This window comes from Curtobacterium phyllosphaerae, assembly GCF_049341865.1.
Taxonomy (GTDB): domain Bacteria; phylum Actinomycetota; class Actinomycetes; order Actinomycetales; family Microbacteriaceae; genus Curtobacterium; species Curtobacterium phyllosphaerae.
The window spans coordinates 387,810-408,045 of record NZ_JBMPIU010000002.1 but is presented as its reverse complement, the minus strand read 5'-3'; the positions used below and the strand labels follow the sequence as shown (position 1 = coordinate 408,045).

Annotated in this window: 19 protein-coding genes; 8 read left to right on the top strand and 11 right to left on the bottom strand. The window is 73.5% G+C overall.

What is annotated here, in order from left to right; translation table 11 throughout:
• Positions 1 to 16: 16 nt before the first annotated feature.
• Positions 17 to 466 (top strand): MarR family winged helix-turn-helix transcriptional regulator, encoded by a 450-nt coding sequence (locus ACO0E0_RS05085; RefSeq protein WP_422870312.1) that lies wholly within the window; start codon positions 17 to 19, stop codon positions 464 to 466.
• Between the two features lie 97 nt (positions 467 to 563).
• Positions 564 to 986, top strand: a complete 423-nt coding sequence (locus tag ACO0E0_RS05080) for an organic hydroperoxide resistance protein (protein WP_422870311.1) — start codon at positions 564 to 566, stop codon at positions 984 to 986.
• Positions 987 to 1,014: 28 nt separating this feature from the next.
• On the opposite strand, the gene nagB is transcribed toward ACO0E0_RS05080, so the two are convergent.
• Positions 1,015 to 1,800 carry a glucosamine-6-phosphate deaminase gene (nagB, locus tag ACO0E0_RS05075; protein ID WP_422870310.1) on the bottom strand — a complete coding sequence of 262 codons (786 nt, stop codon included), beginning with the start codon at positions 1,798 to 1,800 and terminating at the stop codon, positions 1,015 to 1,017.
• 109 nt (positions 1,801 to 1,909) lie between these two features.
• On the opposite strand from nagB, the gene ACO0E0_RS05070 reads away from it, so the two are divergent.
• Positions 1,910 to 2,389 carry an NUDIX hydrolase gene (locus ACO0E0_RS05070; RefSeq protein ID WP_422870309.1) on the top strand — a complete coding sequence of 160 codons (480 nt, stop codon included), beginning with the start codon at positions 1,910 to 1,912 and terminating at the stop codon, positions 2,387 to 2,389.
• Here ACO0E0_RS05070 and ACO0E0_RS05065 read toward each other — a convergent pair.
• The 4 genes from ACO0E0_RS05065 to ACO0E0_RS05050 are packed head-to-tail and all read right to left on the bottom strand — an operon-like array spanning position 2,355 to position 6,554.
• Positions 2,355 to 3,206: a glycosyltransferase family 2 protein gene (locus ACO0E0_RS05065; RefSeq protein WP_422870308.1), complete on the bottom strand. Its 852-nt coding sequence runs from the start codon at positions 3,204 to 3,206 to the stop codon at positions 2,355 to 2,357. The two genes, ACO0E0_RS05070 and ACO0E0_RS05065, sit on opposite strands and share 35 nt — an antisense overlap.
• Positions 3,203 to 4,219, bottom strand: a complete 1,017-nt coding sequence (locus ACO0E0_RS05060) for a glycosyltransferase (protein WP_422870307.1) — start codon at positions 4,217 to 4,219, stop codon at positions 3,203 to 3,205. Before ACO0E0_RS05060 ends, ACO0E0_RS05065 begins: the two co-directional genes overlap by 4 nt.
• A complete protein-coding gene (locus tag ACO0E0_RS05055; RefSeq protein WP_422870306.1) occupies positions 4,216 to 5,388 on the bottom strand; it encodes a glycosyltransferase in 1,173 nt (390 codons plus the stop codon). Before ACO0E0_RS05055 ends, ACO0E0_RS05060 begins: the two co-directional genes overlap by 4 nt.
• Complete coding sequence (locus tag ACO0E0_RS05050; RefSeq protein ID WP_422870305.1) at positions 5,385 to 6,554, bottom strand: glycosyltransferase family protein; 1,170 nt, start codon at positions 6,552 to 6,554, stop codon at positions 5,385 to 5,387. The genes ACO0E0_RS05055 and ACO0E0_RS05050 overlap by 4 nt, the downstream gene beginning before the upstream one ends.
• A gap of 220 nt (positions 6,555 to 6,774) precedes the next feature.
• Between ACO0E0_RS05050 and ACO0E0_RS05045 the strand changes: the two genes are divergently transcribed.
• The 3 genes from ACO0E0_RS05045 to ACO0E0_RS05035 are packed head-to-tail and all read left to right on the top strand — an operon-like array spanning position 6,775 to position 10,027.
• On the top strand, positions 6,775 to 7,707 hold the full coding sequence (locus ACO0E0_RS05045; RefSeq protein WP_422870304.1) for a WcbI family polysaccharide biosynthesis putative acetyltransferase: 933 nt from the start codon (positions 6,775 to 6,777) through the stop codon (positions 7,705 to 7,707).
• Entirely contained in the window at positions 7,707 to 8,723 is a 1,017-nt protein-coding gene (locus ACO0E0_RS05040; RefSeq protein WP_422870303.1) for a hypothetical protein, read from the top strand. The genes ACO0E0_RS05045 and ACO0E0_RS05040 overlap by 1 nt, the downstream gene beginning before the upstream one ends.
• On the top strand, positions 8,720 to 10,027 hold the full coding sequence (locus tag ACO0E0_RS05035; RefSeq protein ID WP_422870302.1) for a glycosyltransferase: 1,308 nt from the start codon (positions 8,720 to 8,722) through the stop codon (positions 10,025 to 10,027). The genes ACO0E0_RS05040 and ACO0E0_RS05035 overlap by 4 nt, the downstream gene beginning before the upstream one ends.
• An 81-nt stretch (positions 10,028 to 10,108) precedes the next feature.
• Here ACO0E0_RS05035 and ACO0E0_RS05030 read toward each other — a convergent pair whose 3' ends face one another.
• The 4 genes from ACO0E0_RS05030 to ACO0E0_RS05015 are packed head-to-tail and all read right to left on the bottom strand — an operon-like array spanning position 10,109 to position 14,257.
• Entirely contained in the window at positions 10,109 to 11,185 is a 1,077-nt protein-coding gene (locus ACO0E0_RS05030; protein ID WP_422870301.1) for an ABC transporter ATP-binding protein, read from the bottom strand.
• Positions 11,182 to 12,153 (bottom strand): ABC transporter permease, encoded by a 972-nt coding sequence (locus ACO0E0_RS05025; RefSeq protein ID WP_422870300.1) that lies wholly within the window; start codon positions 12,151 to 12,153, stop codon positions 11,182 to 11,184. Before ACO0E0_RS05025 ends, ACO0E0_RS05030 begins: the two co-directional genes overlap by 4 nt.
• Entirely contained in the window at positions 12,150 to 13,103 is a 954-nt protein-coding gene (locus ACO0E0_RS05020; RefSeq protein WP_422870299.1) for an ABC transporter permease, read from the bottom strand. The genes ACO0E0_RS05025 and ACO0E0_RS05020 overlap by 4 nt, the downstream gene beginning before the upstream one ends.
• A gap of 5 nt (positions 13,104 to 13,108) precedes the next feature.
• The gene (locus tag ACO0E0_RS05015; RefSeq protein ID WP_422870298.1) at positions 13,109 to 14,257 is read right to left on the bottom strand and encodes an ABC transporter substrate-binding protein; all 1,149 of its coding nucleotides are present in this window, start codon (positions 14,255 to 14,257) and stop codon (positions 13,109 to 13,111) included.
• 100 nt (positions 14,258 to 14,357) lie between these two features.
• On the opposite strand from ACO0E0_RS05015, the gene ACO0E0_RS05010 reads away from it, so the two are divergent.
• Positions 14,358 to 14,918: a YdeI/OmpD-associated family protein gene (locus ACO0E0_RS05010; RefSeq protein ID WP_422870297.1), complete on the top strand. Its 561-nt coding sequence runs from the start codon at positions 14,358 to 14,360 to the stop codon at positions 14,916 to 14,918.
• A 112-nt stretch (positions 14,919 to 15,030) separates the two neighbouring features.
• On the opposite strand, the gene ACO0E0_RS05005 is transcribed toward ACO0E0_RS05010, so the two are convergent.
• The gene (locus ACO0E0_RS05005; RefSeq protein ID WP_422870296.1) at positions 15,031 to 16,161 is read right to left on the bottom strand and encodes a TIGR03364 family FAD-dependent oxidoreductase; all 1,131 of its coding nucleotides are present in this window, start codon (positions 16,159 to 16,161) and stop codon (positions 15,031 to 15,033) included.
• 142 nt (positions 16,162 to 16,303) lie between these two features.
• On the opposite strand from ACO0E0_RS05005, the gene ACO0E0_RS05000 reads away from it, so the two are divergent.
• Positions 16,304 to 16,990 (top strand): phosphonatase-like hydrolase, encoded by a 687-nt coding sequence (locus tag ACO0E0_RS05000; protein ID WP_422870295.1) that lies wholly within the window; start codon positions 16,304 to 16,306, stop codon positions 16,988 to 16,990.
• A gap of 101 nt (positions 16,991 to 17,091) precedes the next feature.
• Here the strand turns inward: ACO0E0_RS05000 and ACO0E0_RS04995 are convergent, their stop codons facing one another.
• Positions 17,092 to 20,178 (bottom strand): alpha-mannosidase, encoded by a 3,087-nt coding sequence (locus tag ACO0E0_RS04995; protein ID WP_422870294.1) that lies wholly within the window; start codon positions 20,176 to 20,178, stop codon positions 17,092 to 17,094.
• Positions 20,179 to 20,236: the final 58 nt, after the last annotated feature.

Sequence of the window (20,236 nt, the reverse complement as noted above, 5' to 3'; positions counted from 1 at the left end):
GTGCAACTGTTGTCTCATGGCAGCCGCGAACCCCGTCGACGAGATGGTCTGCTTCTCGCTCTACGCAGCCTCCCGCGCGACAACACAGGCCTACCGGGCCCTGCTCGCGCCGTGGGGGCTGACGTACCCGCAGTACCTCGTGCTGGTGCTGCTGTGGTCCGACGGTCCGCTCACCGTCGGCACCCTGGGCGACCGGCTCGACCTCGACTCCGGCACGCTCTCGCCGCTCCTCAAGCGGATGGCGGACGCCGGCGTCGTCGTCCGGACGCGCAGCCGCGACGACGAACGTGTCGTCACCGTCGACCTCACCGACCGCGGACGCGCACTCCGCGAGGACCTCGCCCACGTGCCCGCGTGCATCGCCGGCGGGACCCAGCTCGGGTCGCTCGACCAGGCACGCGAGCTCATCGACACCCTGCACCGCCTCACGGCGGGGATGCAGGCGACCACCGCAGACGCACGGTAGCCGCGCCTCCCGTCCGGACCCCGGAGCCGGGAGGCACGAGCGCACCACCGTCATGCGACGCGCGGACCGCAGGTCCGCACCACGAAAGGAACCCCGGATGGACGTCCTCTACACCGCAGAAGCACTCTCGACCGGCGAGGGCCGGAACGGCCACGTCGCCACCAGCGACGGCACGCTCGACCTCGACATGGCGGTCCCGAAGGAGATGGGCGGCTCCGGCAACGGCGCGAACCCGGAGCTCCTGTTCGCCGCCGGGTACGCGGCGTGCTTCCACTCCGCACTGCAGGGCGTCGCCCGGTCGCAGAAGGTCAAGGTCACCGACTCGTCCGTCGGCGGCCGCGTCCAGATCGGCCCGAACGGCCAGGGCGGGTTCCAGCTCGCCGTACTGCTCGAGGTCGTCATCCCGGGCATGGAGCACGACCAGGCGCAGGCCCTCGCGGACGCGGCGCACCAGGTCTGCCCGTACTCGAACGCGACCCGCGGCAACATCGAGGTCACGGTGACGGTCTCCGAGGACTGACCCCTCCCCTTCCGCGGAGGGAACGCGGCTACTCGAACCGCTGCCAGTCCGGCTTGTTGTCGTAGGTCCAGCGGTAGTAGTCCCCGAGCGTGAGACGGCTCGCGGCGGCCTCGTCGACCACGACCGTGGCGTGTTCGTGCAGCTGCAGTGCCGACCCCGGGAGCATCGCGCTGAGCGGCCCCTCGACCGCGCCGGCGATCGCTGCCGCCTTGGCCTCGCCCTGCGCCACGAGGACCAGGCTGCCGGCCTCCAGGATCGTGCCGAGCCCCTGGGTCATGCAGTGCGTCGGGACCTGGTCGACCGAGTCGAAGAACCGTGCGTTGGCCTCCCGGGTGGCGGGTGCCAGGGTCTTGATCCGGGTGCGGGAGGCGAAGGACGACGTCGGCTCGTTGAAGCCGATGTGTCCGTTCGCGCCGATGCCGAGGATCTGGACGTCGATCCCGCCCGCGGCTCGGATGGCGGCGTCGTACTCCTTGGCCGCGAACTCGATGTCGGTGGCTCGCCCGTCCGGCACGCGGACGCGCGAAGGATCGAACCCGAGCGGCTCGACGACGTCGCGCTGGATGACGCTCGCGTAGCTCTCCGGATGGTCGAGCGGGATGCCGACGTACTCGTCGAGCGCGAACCCGCGCGCCGCCGCGAACGAGATCTCCCCCGCACGGACCCGGCGTCCGAGATCGGTGTAGATGCCCTGGGGACTCGATCCGGTGGCGAGACCGATCACGGCGCTCGGCTTCTCGGCGACGATCGAGGCGATCTTGGCGGCGGCGACGCGGCCGACCTCGGCAGGCGTGGGCAGGATGATGATCTCCATGGCGATCCCTACTCTAGGGCCGATCCGCCGGACTGGTCATGACCGGTCCGGCCGGTCTGCAACGCTGACGAGGGGCGCGGCGGCTCCCGCTGGTCGATACCGTGGACGCATGCCCACCCCCGACTTCGTCCTGTCCCTCCGCGAGAAGATCGGGCACGACCTGCTCTGGCTGTCCGGGGTGACGGCGGTCGTCACCCGGGGTGCCGGCGACGACCTCGAGCTGCTCGTCGTCCGTCGTGCCGACGACGCGGCCTGGACGCCCGTCACCGGCATCGTCGATCCCGGCGAGCAGCCGGCCGTCGCCGCCGAGCGCGAGGTCCTCGAGGAGGCCGGGGTCGTCGCCGTCGCGGAACGCCTCGCCTGGGTGCAGACGATCCCGCCGCTGCGGTACCCGAACGGCGACCAGGCCCAGTACATGGACCACGTGTTCCGTTGCCGGTGGGTCAGCGGTGACCCGCACCCGGCCGACGGCGAGAACACGGACGCCGAGTGGCGGAGCCTCGCGAGCCTCCCGGACATGTCCGAGAACATGCGGCGGCGCGTCGAGGCTGCGCTCAGCGACGACCCTGCGGCTCGCTTCGAGCGCTGAGCACCCACCCGTCCGCCGTCCGCTCGACGGCACCGGCGGCTGCGAACGCATCGAGCCACCCGCCCATCGGCCACTCCCCCCAGCGTGCGGCGAAGCGGGCGCCGTTGCGCAGGATGTCGTGCAGGTGCTGCCACGGCGGGGACGACGTCGGGTGGTGCTGGTGGTACGCGTCCGCTCCGCCGACCCACACGAGCGGCACGCCGAGCTCCCGGGCGGTGAACGCGAAGTCCGTGTCCTCGCCGCCGTAGCCCTCGTACGCGTCGTCGAACCCGCCGAGCCGCGTCCAGGTGTCGGCCGAGACGGCGAACGACAACGACCAGAAGAGCGGGTACTCGTCGCGTCCGCCGACGACCGTCGTGTCCGCCGGCGGTGCCGGACGCGCAGGGTGGGGCGCGGTCGCCGCTGCGAGCGACGCACCGTCGCCGAGCTCGAACCCGGCCTGGAGGTACGTCACCGGTCCCACGAGCAGGGCACCCGGGTGGGCGGTCACCGCGCGCGCGTACCGGGGCACGAGGTCCGGGCCCGGGACGCAGTCGGCATCGAGGAACACGAGCGTCCGCCCGCCGAGGTCGAGCGCCCGAGCAGCGCCGGCGTTGCGGCCGGCGGCGAGACGGAGACCGTCGGGGCCGGGGGGCGTCCGGACGACGGTCGCGGCCGGGAACTCCGGCGGCACGGTGTCGTCGAGCCAGACGACGACCCGACCGACCCCGGGAGCCCACCGGGTGAGCAGGCGCTGCTGTTCACGGACGTGGTCGATGCGCGCCGCCGAGCACAGGGTGACGACGACGGTCCCGGCCTCGGGTGCGACCGGTGTCACGACACGACCTCCATGACGGCGTCCGCGGCCCGACGCGCCGCACCGCGCGTGCCCCACCGCTCCCACGCCGGCTCGAGCGCGCGGGCCCGGTCGAGGAGCGCCGGCCAGGCGTCCTCCGCCGGCCACGCGTCGACGACCACCGCGAGGTCGTGCTGGCGGAGCGCCCGACCCGTCGCGACCTGCTCGCCGAACGGTCTCGGCTGCGGGACCACGACCGCGCGGGCACCGATCGCGGCGAGGTCGGCGACGCTGTTCTGGCCCGCGGCGGACACGACGACGTCGGCGTGCCGCAGGATCTCCCACGGGTCGTCGTGCCATGTCTCGGCCGACGACCCGAGGACGGTCCACCCGGTGCTGACGGCGCCGGCCCGGACGTGACCCGTCGGCGGCGGTGCGCCGACGGAGCCGAGCACCACGATCCTCCCGGCCGGGCCGCGGTCGTCGGCCGTGTCGGCGACCGCGCGTCCGTCGAACCGGGAGATGCCCCCCACGTACCGGACGCGGTCGTCGACGCGCGCGAGCGCGTCCGAGACGTGCAGCCCCGCTCGCCAGGGGGCGATGACGCGGTCCGCCGCGTCGTAGGCGAGCCGGTGCGGCAGATCGGAACGGTCGCCCGGCTGGGTCATCACGACCGTCGGGACGCCGAGCAGCCGGACGAGGAGCGTGACCTCGACCGAGACGTCCACCACGAACGCGGCGACGTCGTGCTCGGTCACGAGTGCGGCGATCGCGGTCAGGCGGCTGCGGTGTCCGGGGTGGTCGAGGGGCGCCCAGTGCAGCAGCCCGTGCACCGTCGGCGAGGCGTGCTCGGGACGCCGGACACTGCCGTCCGCCTGGGGGACCGGCTCGTCGTCACGGGCGAGCTGCACCCACGTGGTCCGGGGCGGCAGGGTCCGCGGGGCGGGGAGCGAGCTGGCGACGACCACGTCGGCGTCGAGGTGCTCGCGGACGGCGAGGAACCGGGTCAGGTGGCCGGCACCGTGGTGGTGCACGTACCAGCCGATGGTCGTCATGCCGGTGCCGGGACGGTCGTCGCGCCCATCCGCGTGGCGGGGTCGCGCACCAGGCGACGTCGGCGTCGGTGCTGGACGATGAGTCCGGCGTAGATCCGCTCGAGACGGGCGCTCCGCTGGTGCAGGGAGAACCGGTCGACCGCGTCCTGCCGGATGCTCACCCGCCGCCACGGCTCGGCCTGGACCCGATCGGCGAGTGCGCCGGCCACCGACGCCATCGTCGCCGCGTCGCCGATGGGGACGAGTGCGGCACCGTCCGACGCCCCGACGACCTCGGGCACGCCGCCGATGTCGAAGCTCACGACGGGGGTGCCGGTCGCGAGGGCCTCGGCGATGACGAGTCCGAACGGCTCCTCCCACACCGGGGTCACGAGCGCACAGGCACTCCGCCCGACGAGGTCCGCGAGCGCCCGCTGCCCGAGGACGCCGACGTACTCGGCGTCGGGCCCGAGGTGCGGTGCGACCTGGTCGGCGAAGTAGTCCGCGTCACCGATCCGACCGGCGACGACGATCCGTCGGCCGGCCAGGCGCGCGGCTTCGAGCGCGAGGTGCACGCCCTTCTCGGGGACGATCCGCCCGGTCCACACCAGGTCGGGTCCACCCGGCCCGAGCGCCCAGGCGTCGGTGTCGATGCCGTTCGGGACGACGGTGGAGTCGATGCCCTCGCGCTGCCACTCCGCGGCGGTGTGCGCACCGACCGACAGGAACGCACTCCGCGGCTCACCGGTGGAACGGTGCGCGTCGAGCATGGACGGGAGGGTCGGGGTGTGCAGCGTCGACACCATCGGCACGCCGAGGCGGTCGGCCCACCCGAGCGGGAGGCCGTGCAGGCAGTGGTTGTCGACGATGTCGAACCGGTCCGCGTGGTCCCGGATGTACGCGAGCGCCCGGTCGAGTGCCGGGAACGCCCGGTCGAGGTAGCCCGCCGGGTACGTCGTGTCGGTCGCCTCGGACGGGTCGTCCCACACGAGACCGGGGATCGTGAACTCGGCCGGACCGCCGTCGAGGAAGTCCGAGCCCTCCGTCGCGCAGAGGAGGACGTGGTGGCCGCGTGCGCGGAGCGTCCGGACCTGGTTCCAGACCGACGACTCGAGACCGCCGGCGTGCGGCTGGCTGATGGGGTAGCGGATCGGTGCGATGACGGCGATCCGGAGGGGTCGTGCGGTCATGCGCCGACCGTCGCGACCGGTGTCGTCGTCGCTGCCGTTGTCGTCGCGGCCGTTGCCGTCTCGTACACGGCCCGGTGCGCCCGGTCGATCGCGGTCCGCTGCTCCCGCCGCATCGCACGACGGCGGGCGATCCGGGCGACACGCTCCGGCGACCCGGGCCGCGCCGCGTCCACCTGCACGGTGTCGGCGAACGCTGCCGCGAGGGACTCAGCCGAGCCGCGGTCGAACGCGCGGAACGCCTCGGGGTGCTGCTCCCCCGCGTGGCCGACGTGCGGGCCGACGACCGGGACACCGAGGTCGAAGCAGAGCTCGACCCAGCCCGAGTGCGTGCCGTGCCGGTAGGGCAGCACCGCGACGTCGAGGTCGGCGATCGAGGCCGCGAGGTCGGCGTCGGACAGCCGCGGGACCTGGACGAGCTCGACGCCGGACCCGCCGACGACCACCGCGACGACGCGGTCCCTGGTCGCTTCGTCGCGGACCCGGTCGTTCACGTGGATGCGGCCGACGACGTCGAGGCCGCGGTCGCGGAGACGGCCCACTGCAGCGACGAGCGTCTCCGTCGCCGTCACCGCGTCGATGTTCGGGCGGAGGTCGCGGAGGTGCATCCCGACCACGAACGGTCCCGACGCTGCACCGATCGGGGCGTCGTCGTCGAGCGGGAACACGTTCGGGTGCGGGATCGTGACCGGACGACGACCCCAGCGGGACGCGACCGCTGCCGCCGCGCCGTCCGTCAGGGTGATGAGCGCGTCCGCGGCGGGGACGATGACGTCGAGCTGCGCGAGGTGCGGCGCCTGGTCGACGAGCTGCGGGTTCGTCAGGTCGTGCACGGTGTGGACGAAGGGCTTGTGGAGCGCACGCAGGGCGGCGACGACGGCTTCGACGTGCGCGATCGAGAACGACTCGACGCCGAAGTGCAGGTGGAACAGGTCGAACGACGACGCGTGTCCGTGGATCCAGGCGGCGTCGAACACGACCGGCGGCCACCACTGTCCGGGCGCGGCGCCCGCCGGTGGGAAGTCCGGCAGCCGGACGACGCCGTCACGCGCCGCACGGCTCTGCGCGTCGGCCCGCGGCGCGGACAGGTGCTGCACGTACGGGTGGCCGGACGGGACGGAGACGACCCGGAGCTGCGCGGGGGCGTCCGGGAGCGGGGTCACGTGCACAGGAGGCCTCCTCGGCGGGGTGTTGTGAGCCGGGGCGACTCGACGGGCTCTGGGGACGGGCGACGTCGGCTGGGAGCGGGGACGGCCCTGACGCGGCCACTCCGGACACTAGACCTCAGCACCGACATCGGTTCCGGGGACATCCGCGACCCGCATCGCCCACCGCGGCGGGAACGGCCACCTCCGGGCGGCCATGATGGAACCGTCGAGGAGAGGATCCATGCACACCAACGACGTCGCGACCCCGCGCACCCGGCACTACGGTCAGTTCTACGGCCTCGACCCGCTGCCTGCGACCGGCGAGCTGGCCCTGGTGGCGGGGAACTGCCAGGCCGAGTCGATCCGGATCGTGCTCGACGGTGCCGACCTGCCGACGGTCCGGGTGCCTGCCGTCCACGAGCTCACGGCGGCGGACCTGCCGCACCTCGACCGGCTGCTCGGGCGGGCGACCGTGCTCGTCACGCAACCGATCCGCGACGACTACCACGACCTCCCGCTCGGGTCGCGCCAGCTCACCGCGCGGATGCGGCACGGCGCGCGCACCGTGACCGTCCCGGTGATCCGGTTCGCCGGCCTGTACCCGGCGCACGCACTCGTGCGACTGCCGGACGCCCCCGGTCTCGAACCCCCCGTCGTGGCCTACCACGACCTGCGCACCCTGGCCGAGGCCGCCGACCTGCTCGCCGGCCGGCCGGTGCGACGCCGACGTCGGATCGACGTGCACCGGGTGCGCGCCGTCGGGGAACTCTCGCTCGGCGAACTCCGCCGCCGCGAGTCCGCCGCCGGCACGACCGGCGTGTCCGATCTGTTCGCGCGGCCGACGTTCGACCAGATGCGGACTATCAACCACCCGGGCAACCCGGTGTGGTCGGCGGTCGCGGCCCGCGTCCGGGAACGACTCGGGATCGACCCGAGCGTCCAGGACCCCGGCCGGCCGCTGCTGGACAGCGTCCACGCACCTCGCGAGGAGACGGTGGCGGAGGCGTGGGACCTCGACGGCACGCCGAACGACGACTGGATCGTCGAGGGTGTCCGCATCCCCGACGACGAGGTCCGCGACGCCCACCTCGGCTGGTACGCGGCACACCCCGAGGTGGTCGCGGCGGGGATGCGCCGCCACCGGGACACCCTCGACGCCCTGGGGCTGCAGTGATGCCGGGCACCCCGCCGGCCCTCGTCGTCATGCCGGACACGCACCACGGGGTCGCGGTCCTCGCCCGCCAGGTCGCCGCTGCCGTGACCCGGGTCGTCGGTGCGGACGTCTCCGTGCCGCTCGCCGCGCTCGAGGGACCGAACCCGCCCCCGCGAGCACACCTGCACTTCACCGACCGGCTCTGGGCCGGCTCCCCGGAGGAGGCCGCCGACCGCATCGAGGCCGTCGCGCGACGGACCGCCGTCACCGTGACCCTGCACGACCTGCCGCAGCCGTCCGACGGCGCGCGGAACCTCCCGCGCCGGGCGGACTGCTACGCGCGGGTCGTCGCGGCCGCGGACGGCGTCGTGGTGAACAGCCGGCACGAGGCTGCGCTCCTCGTCGAGCACACCGTGCCGGACCACGCTTCCGACGTCGGGGTGATCCCGCTGCCGGTGTCGCCAGCTCCCCGGACCGGACACCGACCCCGGCCGAGGGCGGACGTCGCGGTCCTCGGGTTCTTCTACCCGGGCAAGGGCCACGCCGAGGTCGTCGACGCCGTCGTGTCGCTCCGCGCAGCCGTGGCCGACGACCGGGACGGGCTCGGCGTCACGGTGCTCGGTCGACCGTCCGCCGGCCACGAGGACGAACTCGCCGCCCTCGTGACCGATGCCGCCCGACGCGGTGTCGCCGTCGAGGTCACGGGGTGGCTCGACGACGACGACCTCATCGCACGGGCCCGGCACGTCGGGGTCCCGGCGGCGACCCACCGGCACGTCTCGGCGTCCGGCTCGATCGCGACCTGGGTCGAGGCCGGCCGGCGCCCCCTCGTGCCCACGACGCGGTACTCGACCGAGATGGCGGCCCTGCGTCCCGGCACGCTGACCCTCGTCGAGGACGGCGACCTCGCTCCGGCGATCGCGCGCGCACTCGAGGACCCTGCGTCGACGTGGATCGCCGACGATGCCGTCACACGACCGGACCTCCGGGACACGGCGCTCGCGTACCTCGACTGGTTCACGGGACGGTCGGCATGACGCCGCCGTTCGGCCGCGCCGTCCCGGGGAACCGGTGGGACCTCCTCGACGGCCGGTGGGCCGCCACGCCGCCGACGGTGTCGGTGATCGTCCCGTACTACCGCCAGCAGGCCGAGCTCGACCGGACCCTCGCGGCCCTCGCCCGGCAGACCCACCCCTCCGAGCTGCTCGAGGTCGTGGTGGTCGACGACGGTTCCCCCGAGGCGCCGACGGTGCCGGAGGGCGTCGTCGTCGTCCGGCAGGACGACCTCGGTTTCCGGCTCGCGGCGGCCCGGAACCTCGGCGTCCGCTCCTCGCACGGCGACGTCCTGTGCTTCCTCGACGCCGACACGGCTCCCGAGCCGGACTACGTCGCGCGACTCACCCGGCTCCCGGCGCTCGTCCCGGAGGCGGTCACGGTGGGGTCCCGTCGGCACGCGGACTTCCGCGGCGTGCCGACGGATGATCCCGTCGAGGTCGCCGGCCCGGCCAGAGCGCTCGACGATCCGAGCTGGCTCCGGGACGCCTACGACCGGTCGGGGAACCTCCTGGACGCCGACGACCGGTCCTACCGGTACCTGATCGGCGCGGTGACGGCGTGCACCCGGTGGTTCCTCGACGAGGTCGGCGGGTACGACGAGGGGTTCCGGACCTACGGCGGCGAGGACTGGGAGTGGGCGCACCGGGCGTGGATCGGCGGTGCGGTGTTCGCGCACGTCCCGGACGCCGTCGCCTGGCACGACGGACCCGAGTGGGCCGGCCGCGCCGAGGACGACGCCGCACGGCGGGTCACCAAGAACGCGGAGACGCTGGTGCTCGCCGATGCGATCCCGGTCCGGGAGTCGCGCGGGCTCGCGATCCGGAGCCGGTCCGCCGACGTGCTCGTCCGGCTGCGCGACGCCGGTTCCGCGGCGCGGGCGTTCGTCTGCGTCGACACCGTCCTCGCCGCGCTACCGGAGGCTCGTGTCGCGGTGCCGGACGAGGTCGCCACGGTGTTCGACGCCGACCAGCGGGTGGTCCGCGACGCCGATGCGGTCGACGGACTCCCACCTCGGGTCATCGTGTCGCTCACCGCCCCGGTGCGCGTCGACGACGCCGAACCGCTGGTCCGCGCGGTCAGAGCGGTCGGGCTCGGCGATCTCGGCACCGTCCACTTCGAGGACCCGAGCGGCCGCCTGCTCGTGACCGTCGAGTCCCGGCGGGCGGTCCTCCGGCACCAGCGCTGGCCGGACGAGACACTGTTCCGCACCGACCGCCAGGTGGTCGCCTGGCGCGCACTCGACGACGAGCCGGGGCTCGCCGCGTACCTCGGCGGGTGGGGCTGACCCGCCGGACGGGAGGCGCGGTGCGTCCGCGTCCCGCGCCTCCCGTCCGGGCGGACCGCGACTCTCCGTCCGGACAGTGACTCAGGCGACCGACGCGACCGCCACCGGTGTGCCGAGCAGCCGCACATGGACGGCGTCGCCGGCCACCGGCCGGTACGCCACGTCATGCTGCACCGCGACGATCGTGTCGTCGTCGAGGCGGACGGTCGTGCGGCGGACCGAACCGAGGAAGCTCGAGGCGACCACCGTCGCGTCGAGACCGCCCTCCTCGGAGAACGCCAGGTCCTCGGGCCGGACGTAGGCGAGCACCGGACCGTCCGGCAGCGACGTGTCGAGGGCCGGGAGCCGGAACCCGTACGCGAACACGTCGCCGTCGCGCAGGTCGCCGTTCAGCCGGTTCGACTGCCCGACGAAGTCCGCGGTGAACGGGGTGGCCGGCCGCAGGTACAGCGATTCCGGCGACCCGATCTGCTCGATGCCGCCACCGTGCATCACCGCGACGCGGTCGGAGACGGCGAGCGCCTCCTCCTGGTCGTGGGTGACGAACACGGTCGTGATGCCGAGCTCGGTCTGGATGCGGCGGATCTCGTCGCGGAGGGTCACGCGCACCTTGGCGTCGAGCGCGGACAACGGCTCGTCGAGCAGGAGCACGCGCGGCCGGGTGACGAGCGCCCGGGCGAGGGCGACCCGCTGCTGCTGTCCGCCGGACAGCTGGTGCGGATACCGGTCGGCGAAGTCGCCGAGGTGCACCATGTCGAGCGCCTCGACCACGCGGGTCCCCCGTTCCGCAGCGGGGACCCGGCGCATCTCGAGCCCGAAGGCGACGTTCTGCCGGACCGACATGTGCGGGAACAGCGAGTACTGCTGGAACACCATCCCGATGTCGCGCTTGTCGACCGGGACGGAGCCGACGTCCTCGCCGTCGATCCGGATCGCACCGGCGTCGATCCGTTCGAGGCCCGCGAGCGCCCGGAGCGCCGTGGTCTTGCCGCAGCCGGAGGGGCCGAGGAGCGAGACGAACTCGCCCGCCTCGATCCGGAGCGAGAGGCCGTCGAGCGCGCGGTGCGTGCCGCCGTAGGACTTGACGACGCCGTCGAGTTCGACGACGGCACCGCCGGTGGCGAGGGACGACGGGGCGTGCGGGGCGACGACGGTCATGCGGATTCCTTCGATGGGACTCGGACGGGAGGCGCGGCGACCGCCGTCGGGGCGAGGGTGCGTGCGCGGGCGGTCGCCCTGGTGCGGGCGGCTCCGCCGGAGGGTCCGGCACCGCCGGTGCGGCCGGCAGCGCCCGGACCGCGGGCCGCGCGGCCCCGCCGGCCCGTCCCCACCGACCCGATGCGGCCGATGACGACGAGCAGCACGAACCCGAACACGAGTGCGGCGACCGAGAAGATCGCAGCGACGTAGGGGTCGGTCTGCTGGACGAGGACGAGGGCGGTCTGGAACGTGGTCCGCGACAGGAACGACGCGAGCGTGTACTCGCCGAGCACCACGGTGACGGTGAGGAAGCACGCGGACAGGATGCCGCGGCGGAGGTTCGGCAGCAGCACCCGCAGCACGACGGTCCCCCATCCGGCACCGAGCGACCGGGCCGCCTCGGTGAGGAGCACCACGTCCACGGCGGCGATGGCCGCGGCGATCGGCCGGAACGCGAACGGCAGGGCGATGATCCCGACGGCGAACGCCAGGGTCCAGGCACCGCTGCCGAACACCTGCGCGACGACGCCGTACACCGGGACGAACCCGACGACGAGCACCACGGTGGGGATCGTGATCGGCAGGATGCAGACGAACTCGACGACCCGGCGGAGTCGCGGGTACCGGAGCGCGGTGAGCAGCTGCGTCGGGAGGAGGACGAGCAGCACGATGGCCACCGTGATGAGCGCGATGAGGAGCGAGTTCCGGAGGCCCGTGAAGAGCGGCTCGTACGTGGCCTGGTCCACCGGGTCGGCGAGCGAGGCGTAGTGCACGAACGAGAGCGCCCCCGTGGTCCCGTCCCGGAACGAGAACTGCACGAGCGCGAGGACCGGGACGGCGAACACGATGCCGACGACCACCAGCACGACGGTGCTCGCGGTGCGGGAGGGTGTGGCACCGACGCGTTGCGACGCCCCGGCGCTCATCGCTGCCACCGCGATGCGCGACGCTGCAGGGCCGAGTAGGCGACCATCACGACGGCCATCACCACGACCATGCCGAGCGCGAGCACACCGGCGACGTTCTGCACGCCGACGACCGTCTCGCTGGTGAGCTGCTGCCGGATGGTCAGCGGCACGATGCCACCCTGCGCGATCAGTGCCGCGGCGGTCGCGAACGACGAGAACGCGTTCGCGAAGAGCAGCAGGAGCGACCCCCAGAACGCCGGCGCGAGCACGGGCATGGCGATGCGGCGCCAGTAGACCCCGCGGGACGCCCCGAGCGTCGCGGCGGCCTCGCCCCACTGGACCTTGAGCCCCTCGAGTGCCGGCATGAACGTCAGCACCATGAGCGGCACCTGGAAGTACAGGTACGGGATGACGAGCCCGGGCACCTGGTAGAGGATCGGCCCCCCGGCGTTGAGGTCCCAGCCGAGCGCGTCCCGGAGCCAGACGCTCACGAGGCCCTGGATGCCGATCGTCGCGATGAACGCGAACGCGAGCATGACCCCGCCGAACTGCGCGAGGACGCTCGACGCCGCGTCGATCATCGAGCGGACCAGGCCGTCGGGGCGCAGGGCGAGCAGGGCGACGCAGACCACCGCGCCGATCGCGGCGCCGAGCACCGCGGACACGGCGGACAGCCCGAACGAGCCGCCGAACGCGCTGAGGACCTCCGGGTTCCCGAAGGCCGCGAGGTTCGCGAGGGTGGGGGTGCCGGCGTCGGTGAAGAACCCGCTCGCGACGGCGATCACCGCGGGGATGCCGAGGAACAGCAGGACGTACACGGCGAACGGGGTCAGACCCACCCACGCGACGCCGCGGCGCCGGGGTCGTCCCCCGGCACCGCGGCCCGTGGCGGCGGTCAGGCCCCGCACGCCGCGACGGTCGGCGGCACCCCGGCGGGGCGGCGCGACGGTCACGGGTGCGGATGCCATCTCGGTCAGCCGACCGTCGAGGCCCACTTGCTGGAGAGGACCGTCGCGGCCTTGGCGGCCTGGTCCTCCGTCAGCTCGACGAAGTCGCTCGGTGCGGCGCCGACCTTCGCCAGGACGCTCTTGTCGACCGTGCCGGCCTTCTGCATCGCCGTGAGGGTCGCCGGGTAGGCGCCGGAGGCCAGGTAGAGGTTCTGCACGTCGGCGCTGTAGATCCACTCCTCCCAGAGGCGTGCGGCGGCCGGGTGCGGCGCGTCGACGTTGATCGCCTGGTTGTAGTAGCTGCCGAGCGCGGTGCCCTTCGGGACGACCGTCTTCCAGTTCTTGTTCCCGGCCGACCCGGCGGACGGGCCCCAGGCGAGGTTGTTGTAGGACCACTGGACGACGACGGGGGTCTCACCGGAGTTCACGGTCGCCTGCGTCGGGAGCACGTTCAGCATGTTGCCGGCGGACTTGAGCTTGCCGAAGTAGTCGATGCCGGGCTCGACGTCGTTCGCCGATCCACCGTTCTCGAGCGCGGCCAGGTAGACGGCGCTCGCGGCCTCGTTCGCCTGCGTCGGGTCGCCCTTGATCGCGACCTTGCCCTTGTACTCCGACCCGAGCAGGTCCTTGAGGTTCTTCGGCGCGGTCTTGATGACGGAGGAGTCGTACCCGATCGACATCAGGCCGGTGTAGTCGTAGTACCACTTGCCGCTGGAGTCCTTGAAGTCCGTGGGGATGTCCGACCAGTTCGCGACCTTGTACGGCGCGAGCAGGTCCTCGTTCTGCGAGCGGACCGCGGTGCCGAGGTCGAACACGTCGGGGGCGGTCGACTGCCCCTTCTGGGACTTGGCCGCGGAGACCTCGTCGGCGCTCGAGCCGTTCGGGTTCGCGGAGTTGATCGTGATCCCCGGGTACTTCGCCTCGAAGCCCGAGATGATCTTCCCGTAGTTCGCCCACGACGGCGGCAGGGTGATGACGTTGAGCTGGCCCTCGGCCTTCGCGGCCTTGACGAGGGCGTCCATCCCACCGGCCGACTCGGCGCTGGTGGCGGTCTTCCAGTCCGCCGAGCCGGTGGCCGAGGAGGTCGCGGCGTTGCTCGTGGTCGAGCAGCCGGCGAGGGCGGCGACGGCCGCGGCCGCCAGCGCGATGCCGGCGAGAGAGCGCTTGTGGAGCACGGGTGTTCCCTTTCCTGGGGGCGTTCGGCGGGGGTCACCGATCGCGGGGTCGTCGGCAATGGTGACGACGACGGGTGTCCCCCGCGTGCCGCGGACGTGAATGCCGGCCGAACTCCTGGTGCGTGCGACGTCCGCTCCGATCCGGGCCCACGGGACGGTACGGTTGCGTCGTGCGGCCCGCGTCCGGCGCGCCGCCCTCGGACTGGAAGCACGGATGCGGTTCACGACGACGGTCCTGCAGGCGCGGAAGACGGCGACCGGACTCCCGGTGCCGGAGTCCGTGCTCGACGAACTCGGCGCCGGTCGCCGACCCGCCGTGGTCGTGACGCTCGACGGCGGCTACACCTACCGGTCGACGGTCGGGGCGATGAACGGCCAGTCCCTCGTCCCGCTGTCGGCCGAGCACCGGTCGGCGTCCGGGATCGCGGCCGGCGACACCGTCGAGGTCACGCTCGAGCTCGACACGCTCCCGCGCGAGCTGCCGGTGCCCGACGACCTCGCGGCGGCGTTCACGGCCGCCGGGGTCCGTGCGGCGTTCGACACGCTGTCCCATTCCCGGAAGCGCGCGCTCGTCGACCCGGTCGAGCAGGCCAAGGCACCGGAGACCCGGCAGCGGCGCATCGACAAGGCCGTCGAGACCCTCCGCGCCGCGACCGCCTGACTGTCCGCGCGCCTGACAGGCCGAGCGCCTGACGGGGCCGCGCCTGACAGGCCGACCGCCTGACGGGCCGCGCCCGCCCGGCTGACGGAGGCCGCGCCTCCCGTCCGTCCGGTCAGGCGGGCTGCACCGACGCGTCCAACGCGCCCCAGGTGCGGGCGGCGAGCCCGTGCGAGATCGTCATGCCGACGCCGCTCGTCACGCTGACGACCGTCAGCCCGGGCGCCGGGTGCGCGACCAGGTACGGCTCGGGGGCCGTCGCGTAGACACCCATCCACCGCTGTCGGACCCGGAGCCCCGGGACCCCGAGCAGCTCGGCGACGGCGGCGAGCAGGACGTCGCTGACGCCCTCGTCGAGGAACGGGTCGAGGGTGAGGTCGACCGTGTGGCTGTCCCCGACGACGAGCGAGCCGTCCGGGCGCTGCGTCAGCATGACGTTCGCGTCGATGGCGACGAGGTCCGGTCGGTCGGCGGTGATCCTCGCCCGGAGCGCCGGGGACGCGGCCGTCTCGACGAACGCCGGGTAGCGGAGCATGCTCGTCCCGGTCAGCACGGCCGGCTCGATGCGGAGACCGTCGGGGGCCTCGACGAGCGCCATCTGCAGGCCGCATCGCCGCACGCCGTGCGACGCCGCGAGGTCGGGGAACAGCTGGTCGACGTCGTGGCCGACGCAGACGATCGTCCGTGCTGCCCGGACGTCGCCGCGGGACGTCCGGACGACGCCGTCCTCCCAGCCGAGGTACGCGGTGCCCCAGTGGATCGTCGCTCCCCGGGTCTCGAGCAGTGCGGCGAGTCCGGCCACGGCCTGCCGCGGGTCCACGCGGACGTCGTCGCGGAGGAACGCGCCGCCGGTGATCCGGTCATCGCCCGCCCCGCCGATGCGTGCTCGCGTGTCGCCAGCGGTGAGCATCCGGACCTGCCCGGGCTCGCGGCTCGCGGAGAGCTCCTCGAGCACCGACTGCTCCTCGTCGCTCCTGGCCACCGCGACGGCCCCGGAGGCGACGGCGGAGAACCCGCCGTCGTCGGCGTACCGGAGCCACCGCTCCCGGGACACCATCGCGAAGTCGAGCAGCTCCCCGGACTGCGCCGTGACGCACGCGTGGCCGAAGTTCCGGACGGACGCCCCGGTGGCACGGTGGTCGCGCTCGACGACGACGACGGTGAGGCCGCGGTCGAGGGCCTCGGCGGCGTGGGCGAGGCCGACGACGCCGGCACCGACCACGAGGACGTCTGCGGTGGTGTTCACCCGTCGATCCTCACCGGCCGGGAGCGGGGAGCACGGCCGGACCACGGGAGGTTCACCCGCGGTTCACGTCCGTGCCGATCCGTTCCCCGGTCGTTCAGACGGGGGTCCCCGACCGGCCCGTGCGCTGCCCTACCGTGGCGGGGTGATCGAGTTGACGGTGTTCGACATGGCAGGCACGACGATCGACGACGGCGGTGCCGTGTACGCGGCGCTCCGGTCGTCCGTGGAGTCGTCGGGGGCGCCGGTGTCCGACGAGGACCTGCAGACGTGGATGGGCACGGACAAGGAGACCGCGATCGCCGCGCTCCTGGCCGCCGGCGGGGTCGAGCCGACCGACGCACGGGTCGCCGCGACGTTCGCCGAGTTCCGTCGTGTGCTCGCCGAGGCCTACGTCACCGACCCGCCCCGGCCGATGCCCGGGGTGGAGGACGCGCTCCGGACCCTCCGCGACCGGGGCGTGTCGGTCGCGCTGACCACCGGGTTCGACGACGAGGTGGTGGAGCCGCTGCTCGAGTCCCTCGGGTGGCAGGTGGGCTGGTCCCCGGAGCACCTGGTCAACGCGGTGGTGACCACCTCGGACGTGGCCGCCGGTCGACCCGCACCGTACATGATCCACCGGGCGATGGAGCGGACCGGCGTGGTCGACGTGCGGCGGGTGCTCGCGGCGGGCGACACCGTCGTGGACGTCCGGGCAGCCCGGAACGCGGGCGTCGTCGCGGTCGGGGTGTGCACGGGGGCGCTCAGCCGGGTGGAGCTGGCGGCCGAACCGCACGACCACGTCCTCGACGGCGTGCGTGACGTCCCCGCCCTCCTGGAGTCCCTGGCCTGAGCGCCCGCGCACCCGCGTGCCGCTCGGCGAGCGTGCAGTTGCGCCCCGTCTCCGCCGGGACGACAGGTCGGAACTGCACGCTCAGGGCGTCCCGGCCTGTCCTACGCCCGGGCCACCCGCAGCGTCACGATCTCGAACGGGCGGAGGGTCAGGGAGCCGTCCCACTCCTGCCCCGGCAGCTCGCGTTCCAGGAGGTCGGTGCGGGTCACCCCGGCCACCGCGAACCCGAAGTCGACCCGCACGTCGGTCGCCCGTCCGCCCCGCGCCTCGTACAGGCGCACGACGACGTCGCCGGACCGGTCCTCGGCGAGCTTGACCGCCTCGACGAACACCGCCGGGTCGGACACCGTCACGATCGGCGCGACCGCGGTCGACCCCGCGACCGCCCGCACCGGCAGGTTCGCCCGGTAGCCCGAGTCCGCCGCCTCCAGCACCGTCGGCGCGATCCGGAGCACGGTGTGGAACACGTGTCGGCCCTGGTCGGCGTCCGGGTCCGGGAACTGCGGCCCGCGGACGAGCGACTCCCGGACGAGCGTCGTCGTGCCGCCGTCGGCCCGGGTCGAGCGGGTGATGTCGTGCCCGTACGTCGAGTCGTTCGCGATCGCGACCCCGAACCCGGCCTCGGCGACGTGCACCCACCGGTGCGCGGAGGTCTCGAACCGGGCGTGGTCCCACGAGGTGTTCTGGTGCGTCGCACGGTCGATGTGGCCGAACTGGATCTCGCTCGAGGCCGTGTTCGCGAGGACGTCGACCGGGAACCCGAGCTTCAGGAGCTTGCCGTGCTCGTGCCAGTCCACGTCGGTCTCGATGACGAGCTCCGACGATCCGGTCACCGCCGAGTACCGCGTCGTGATCGTCGAGTCGTGGAAGGACCGCTCGACCTCGAGCGACTGCCCGTCCGCGGAGACGCCGACGGACGACGCCTCGTCGAGCGGCGTCGCGTTCCGCCGGTACGCCTGGTCGATGTCCCACGCGTCCCACTGGTTCGGCTTGTCGCGGAACACGGTGTACAGCGCCCCGCGGGCGTCCGGTGCGATCGCGTCGCGACCGCTCGCCGCGTCGACGAACGACGACACGAGGCCGTCCGCGTCGATGGTCGCGCGCACCGCCCCGGTGTCGAACACCCACGTGTCGCCGGACCGGACGGGAGGCACGGCTTCCGCCGCCGGGACCAGGTCGCCACCCAGGGCGGTCACCCCGCCGGAGGGCACGGGGGCGGCGTTGAACCGCACCACACCGCCGGACCCGGCCGTGTCGCCGGACCCGCCCGTGTCGGCACCGGCGGCCGACGGGTCGGTGGTTCCCGTGCCTCCCGGCCGTGCGTCGGGACCGGCGAGCGCCGTCGTCGACGCGTCGATGAGCGTCTCGAGCCGCGATGCGACCTCGGCGTAGTTCTGCTCGGCGACCTCGTACACCCAGGCGATCGAGGACCCGGGCAGGATGTCGTGGAACTGCTGGAGGAGCACGGTGTGCCAGACGTCCTCGAGCTCGTCGTACGGGTACTCGACCCCGAGCCGGACCGCTGCCGTCGTCGCCCAGAGCTCGGCCTCGCGGAGCAGGTGCTCGCTCCGACGGTTGCCCTGCTTCGTGCGGATCTGCGACGTGTAGGTCCCGCGGTGGAACTCGAGGTACATCTCGCCCGACCACACCGCCGGCGTCGGGAGCTCCCGCTCGAGCGCCTCGAACACGTCGACCGGCGACCCGAGCTCGACCCGGGGCGCGCCCTCGAGCGACGCGTTCCGATGTGCCGCACCGAGCATCTCGCGGGTGGGTCCACCGCCGCCGTCGCCGAAGCCGAACAGCAGCATCGACGTGTTCGCGGTGCCCTTCTCCTTGTTGTTCCGCTCGCTCCGGGCCAGGTCGGCCGCCGAGACGTCGGAGTTGTACGTGTCGGCCGGCGGGAAGTGCGTCAGCACCTGCGAGCCGTCGATGCCCTCCCACAGGAACGACGTGTGCGGCATGACGTTCGTCTCGTTCCACGACGGCTTCTGTGTCAGGAACCACTTCGAGCCCGCGGCCTTGACGATCTGCGGCATCGCCCCGGTGTAGCCGAAGGAGTCCGGGAGCCAGACCTCCGGGGTCTCGTAGCCGAACTCCTCGAGGAAGAACCGCTTGCCGGCGACGAGCTGCCGGGCGAGCGCCTCCCCGCCCGGCAGGTTGGTGTCGGACTCCACCCACATGCCGCCGACCGGGATCCACCGGCCCTCGGCGACGCGTTCCCGGATGCGGGCGAAGACCTCCGGGTAGTGGTCCCGCATCCACGCGTACTGCTGCGCGGACGAACACGAGAACGTGAGGGTCGGGTCCTGGTCCATGAGCTCGAGCACGTTCGAGAACGTCCTCGCGCACTTGCGGATCGTCTCACGGACCGGCCAGAGCCACGCGGAGTCGATGTGGGCGTGGCCCGTGGCGATGATCCGCTGCGCGGACGCACTCGCGGGGGCGGCCAGCACGTCCGCGAGGGCGGCCCGGGCGGCGGCGGCGGTGCCGGGGACGTCGTCGGGTTCGAGCGCGTCCGCCGCCCGCTCGTACGCGCGGCGGATGTCGGCGACGCGGGTGCTGTCCGCCGGCAGCTCGAGTGCGAGCCCGCGGAGGGTCCACATGTCCCGCTGGAGCTCCCACACGGTGACGTCGCGCTCGGCGATCTCGAGCTGGCGGAGCGTGTAGATCGGGCGCTCGCCGGCGGTGTGCTTCGACCCGAGCTTCGTCGAGTCGTAGTTGTGGTGGCCGCCGACGTCCGGGTTCGCCGCCGCCTCGACGTAGACGTCGATCCGGCCCTGCTGCCCGATGCTCGACAGCGGCACGTACGCGTTGAGCGGCTCGAGGCCCTTGACCGTCGACCCGTCCGGCCGCCAGACGAGTCCCTCGGCCTGGAACCCGGCCTGCCGCTTCGAGAAGCCGAGGTCGACGAGCAGCTCGACGTCGGTGCCGTCATCGGTGCCGAAGTCCGCGGGGACCTCGCCGGTCACGTGGAACCAGGTGGTGCCCCAGGGCTTCCCGCCCCACCGACTGCCGATCGCGAACGGCTCGTACGACTGCCCGACCGCCTCGGCGAACGGCACGGGCTCGTCCGGCACCTGCCAGGCCTCGATCGTCACGGGGACGCTCCGGCGGTGGACGTACGGATCGATGCGGTCGTGGACGAGCCGGGCGATCCGGGCCTCGACGAGGCGATCGTCGTCGTGCATGGGTGGTTACCTCCGGTGGGGATGTTGGGAGAGATGGGCAGAGCTCCGCCGGGGAGGG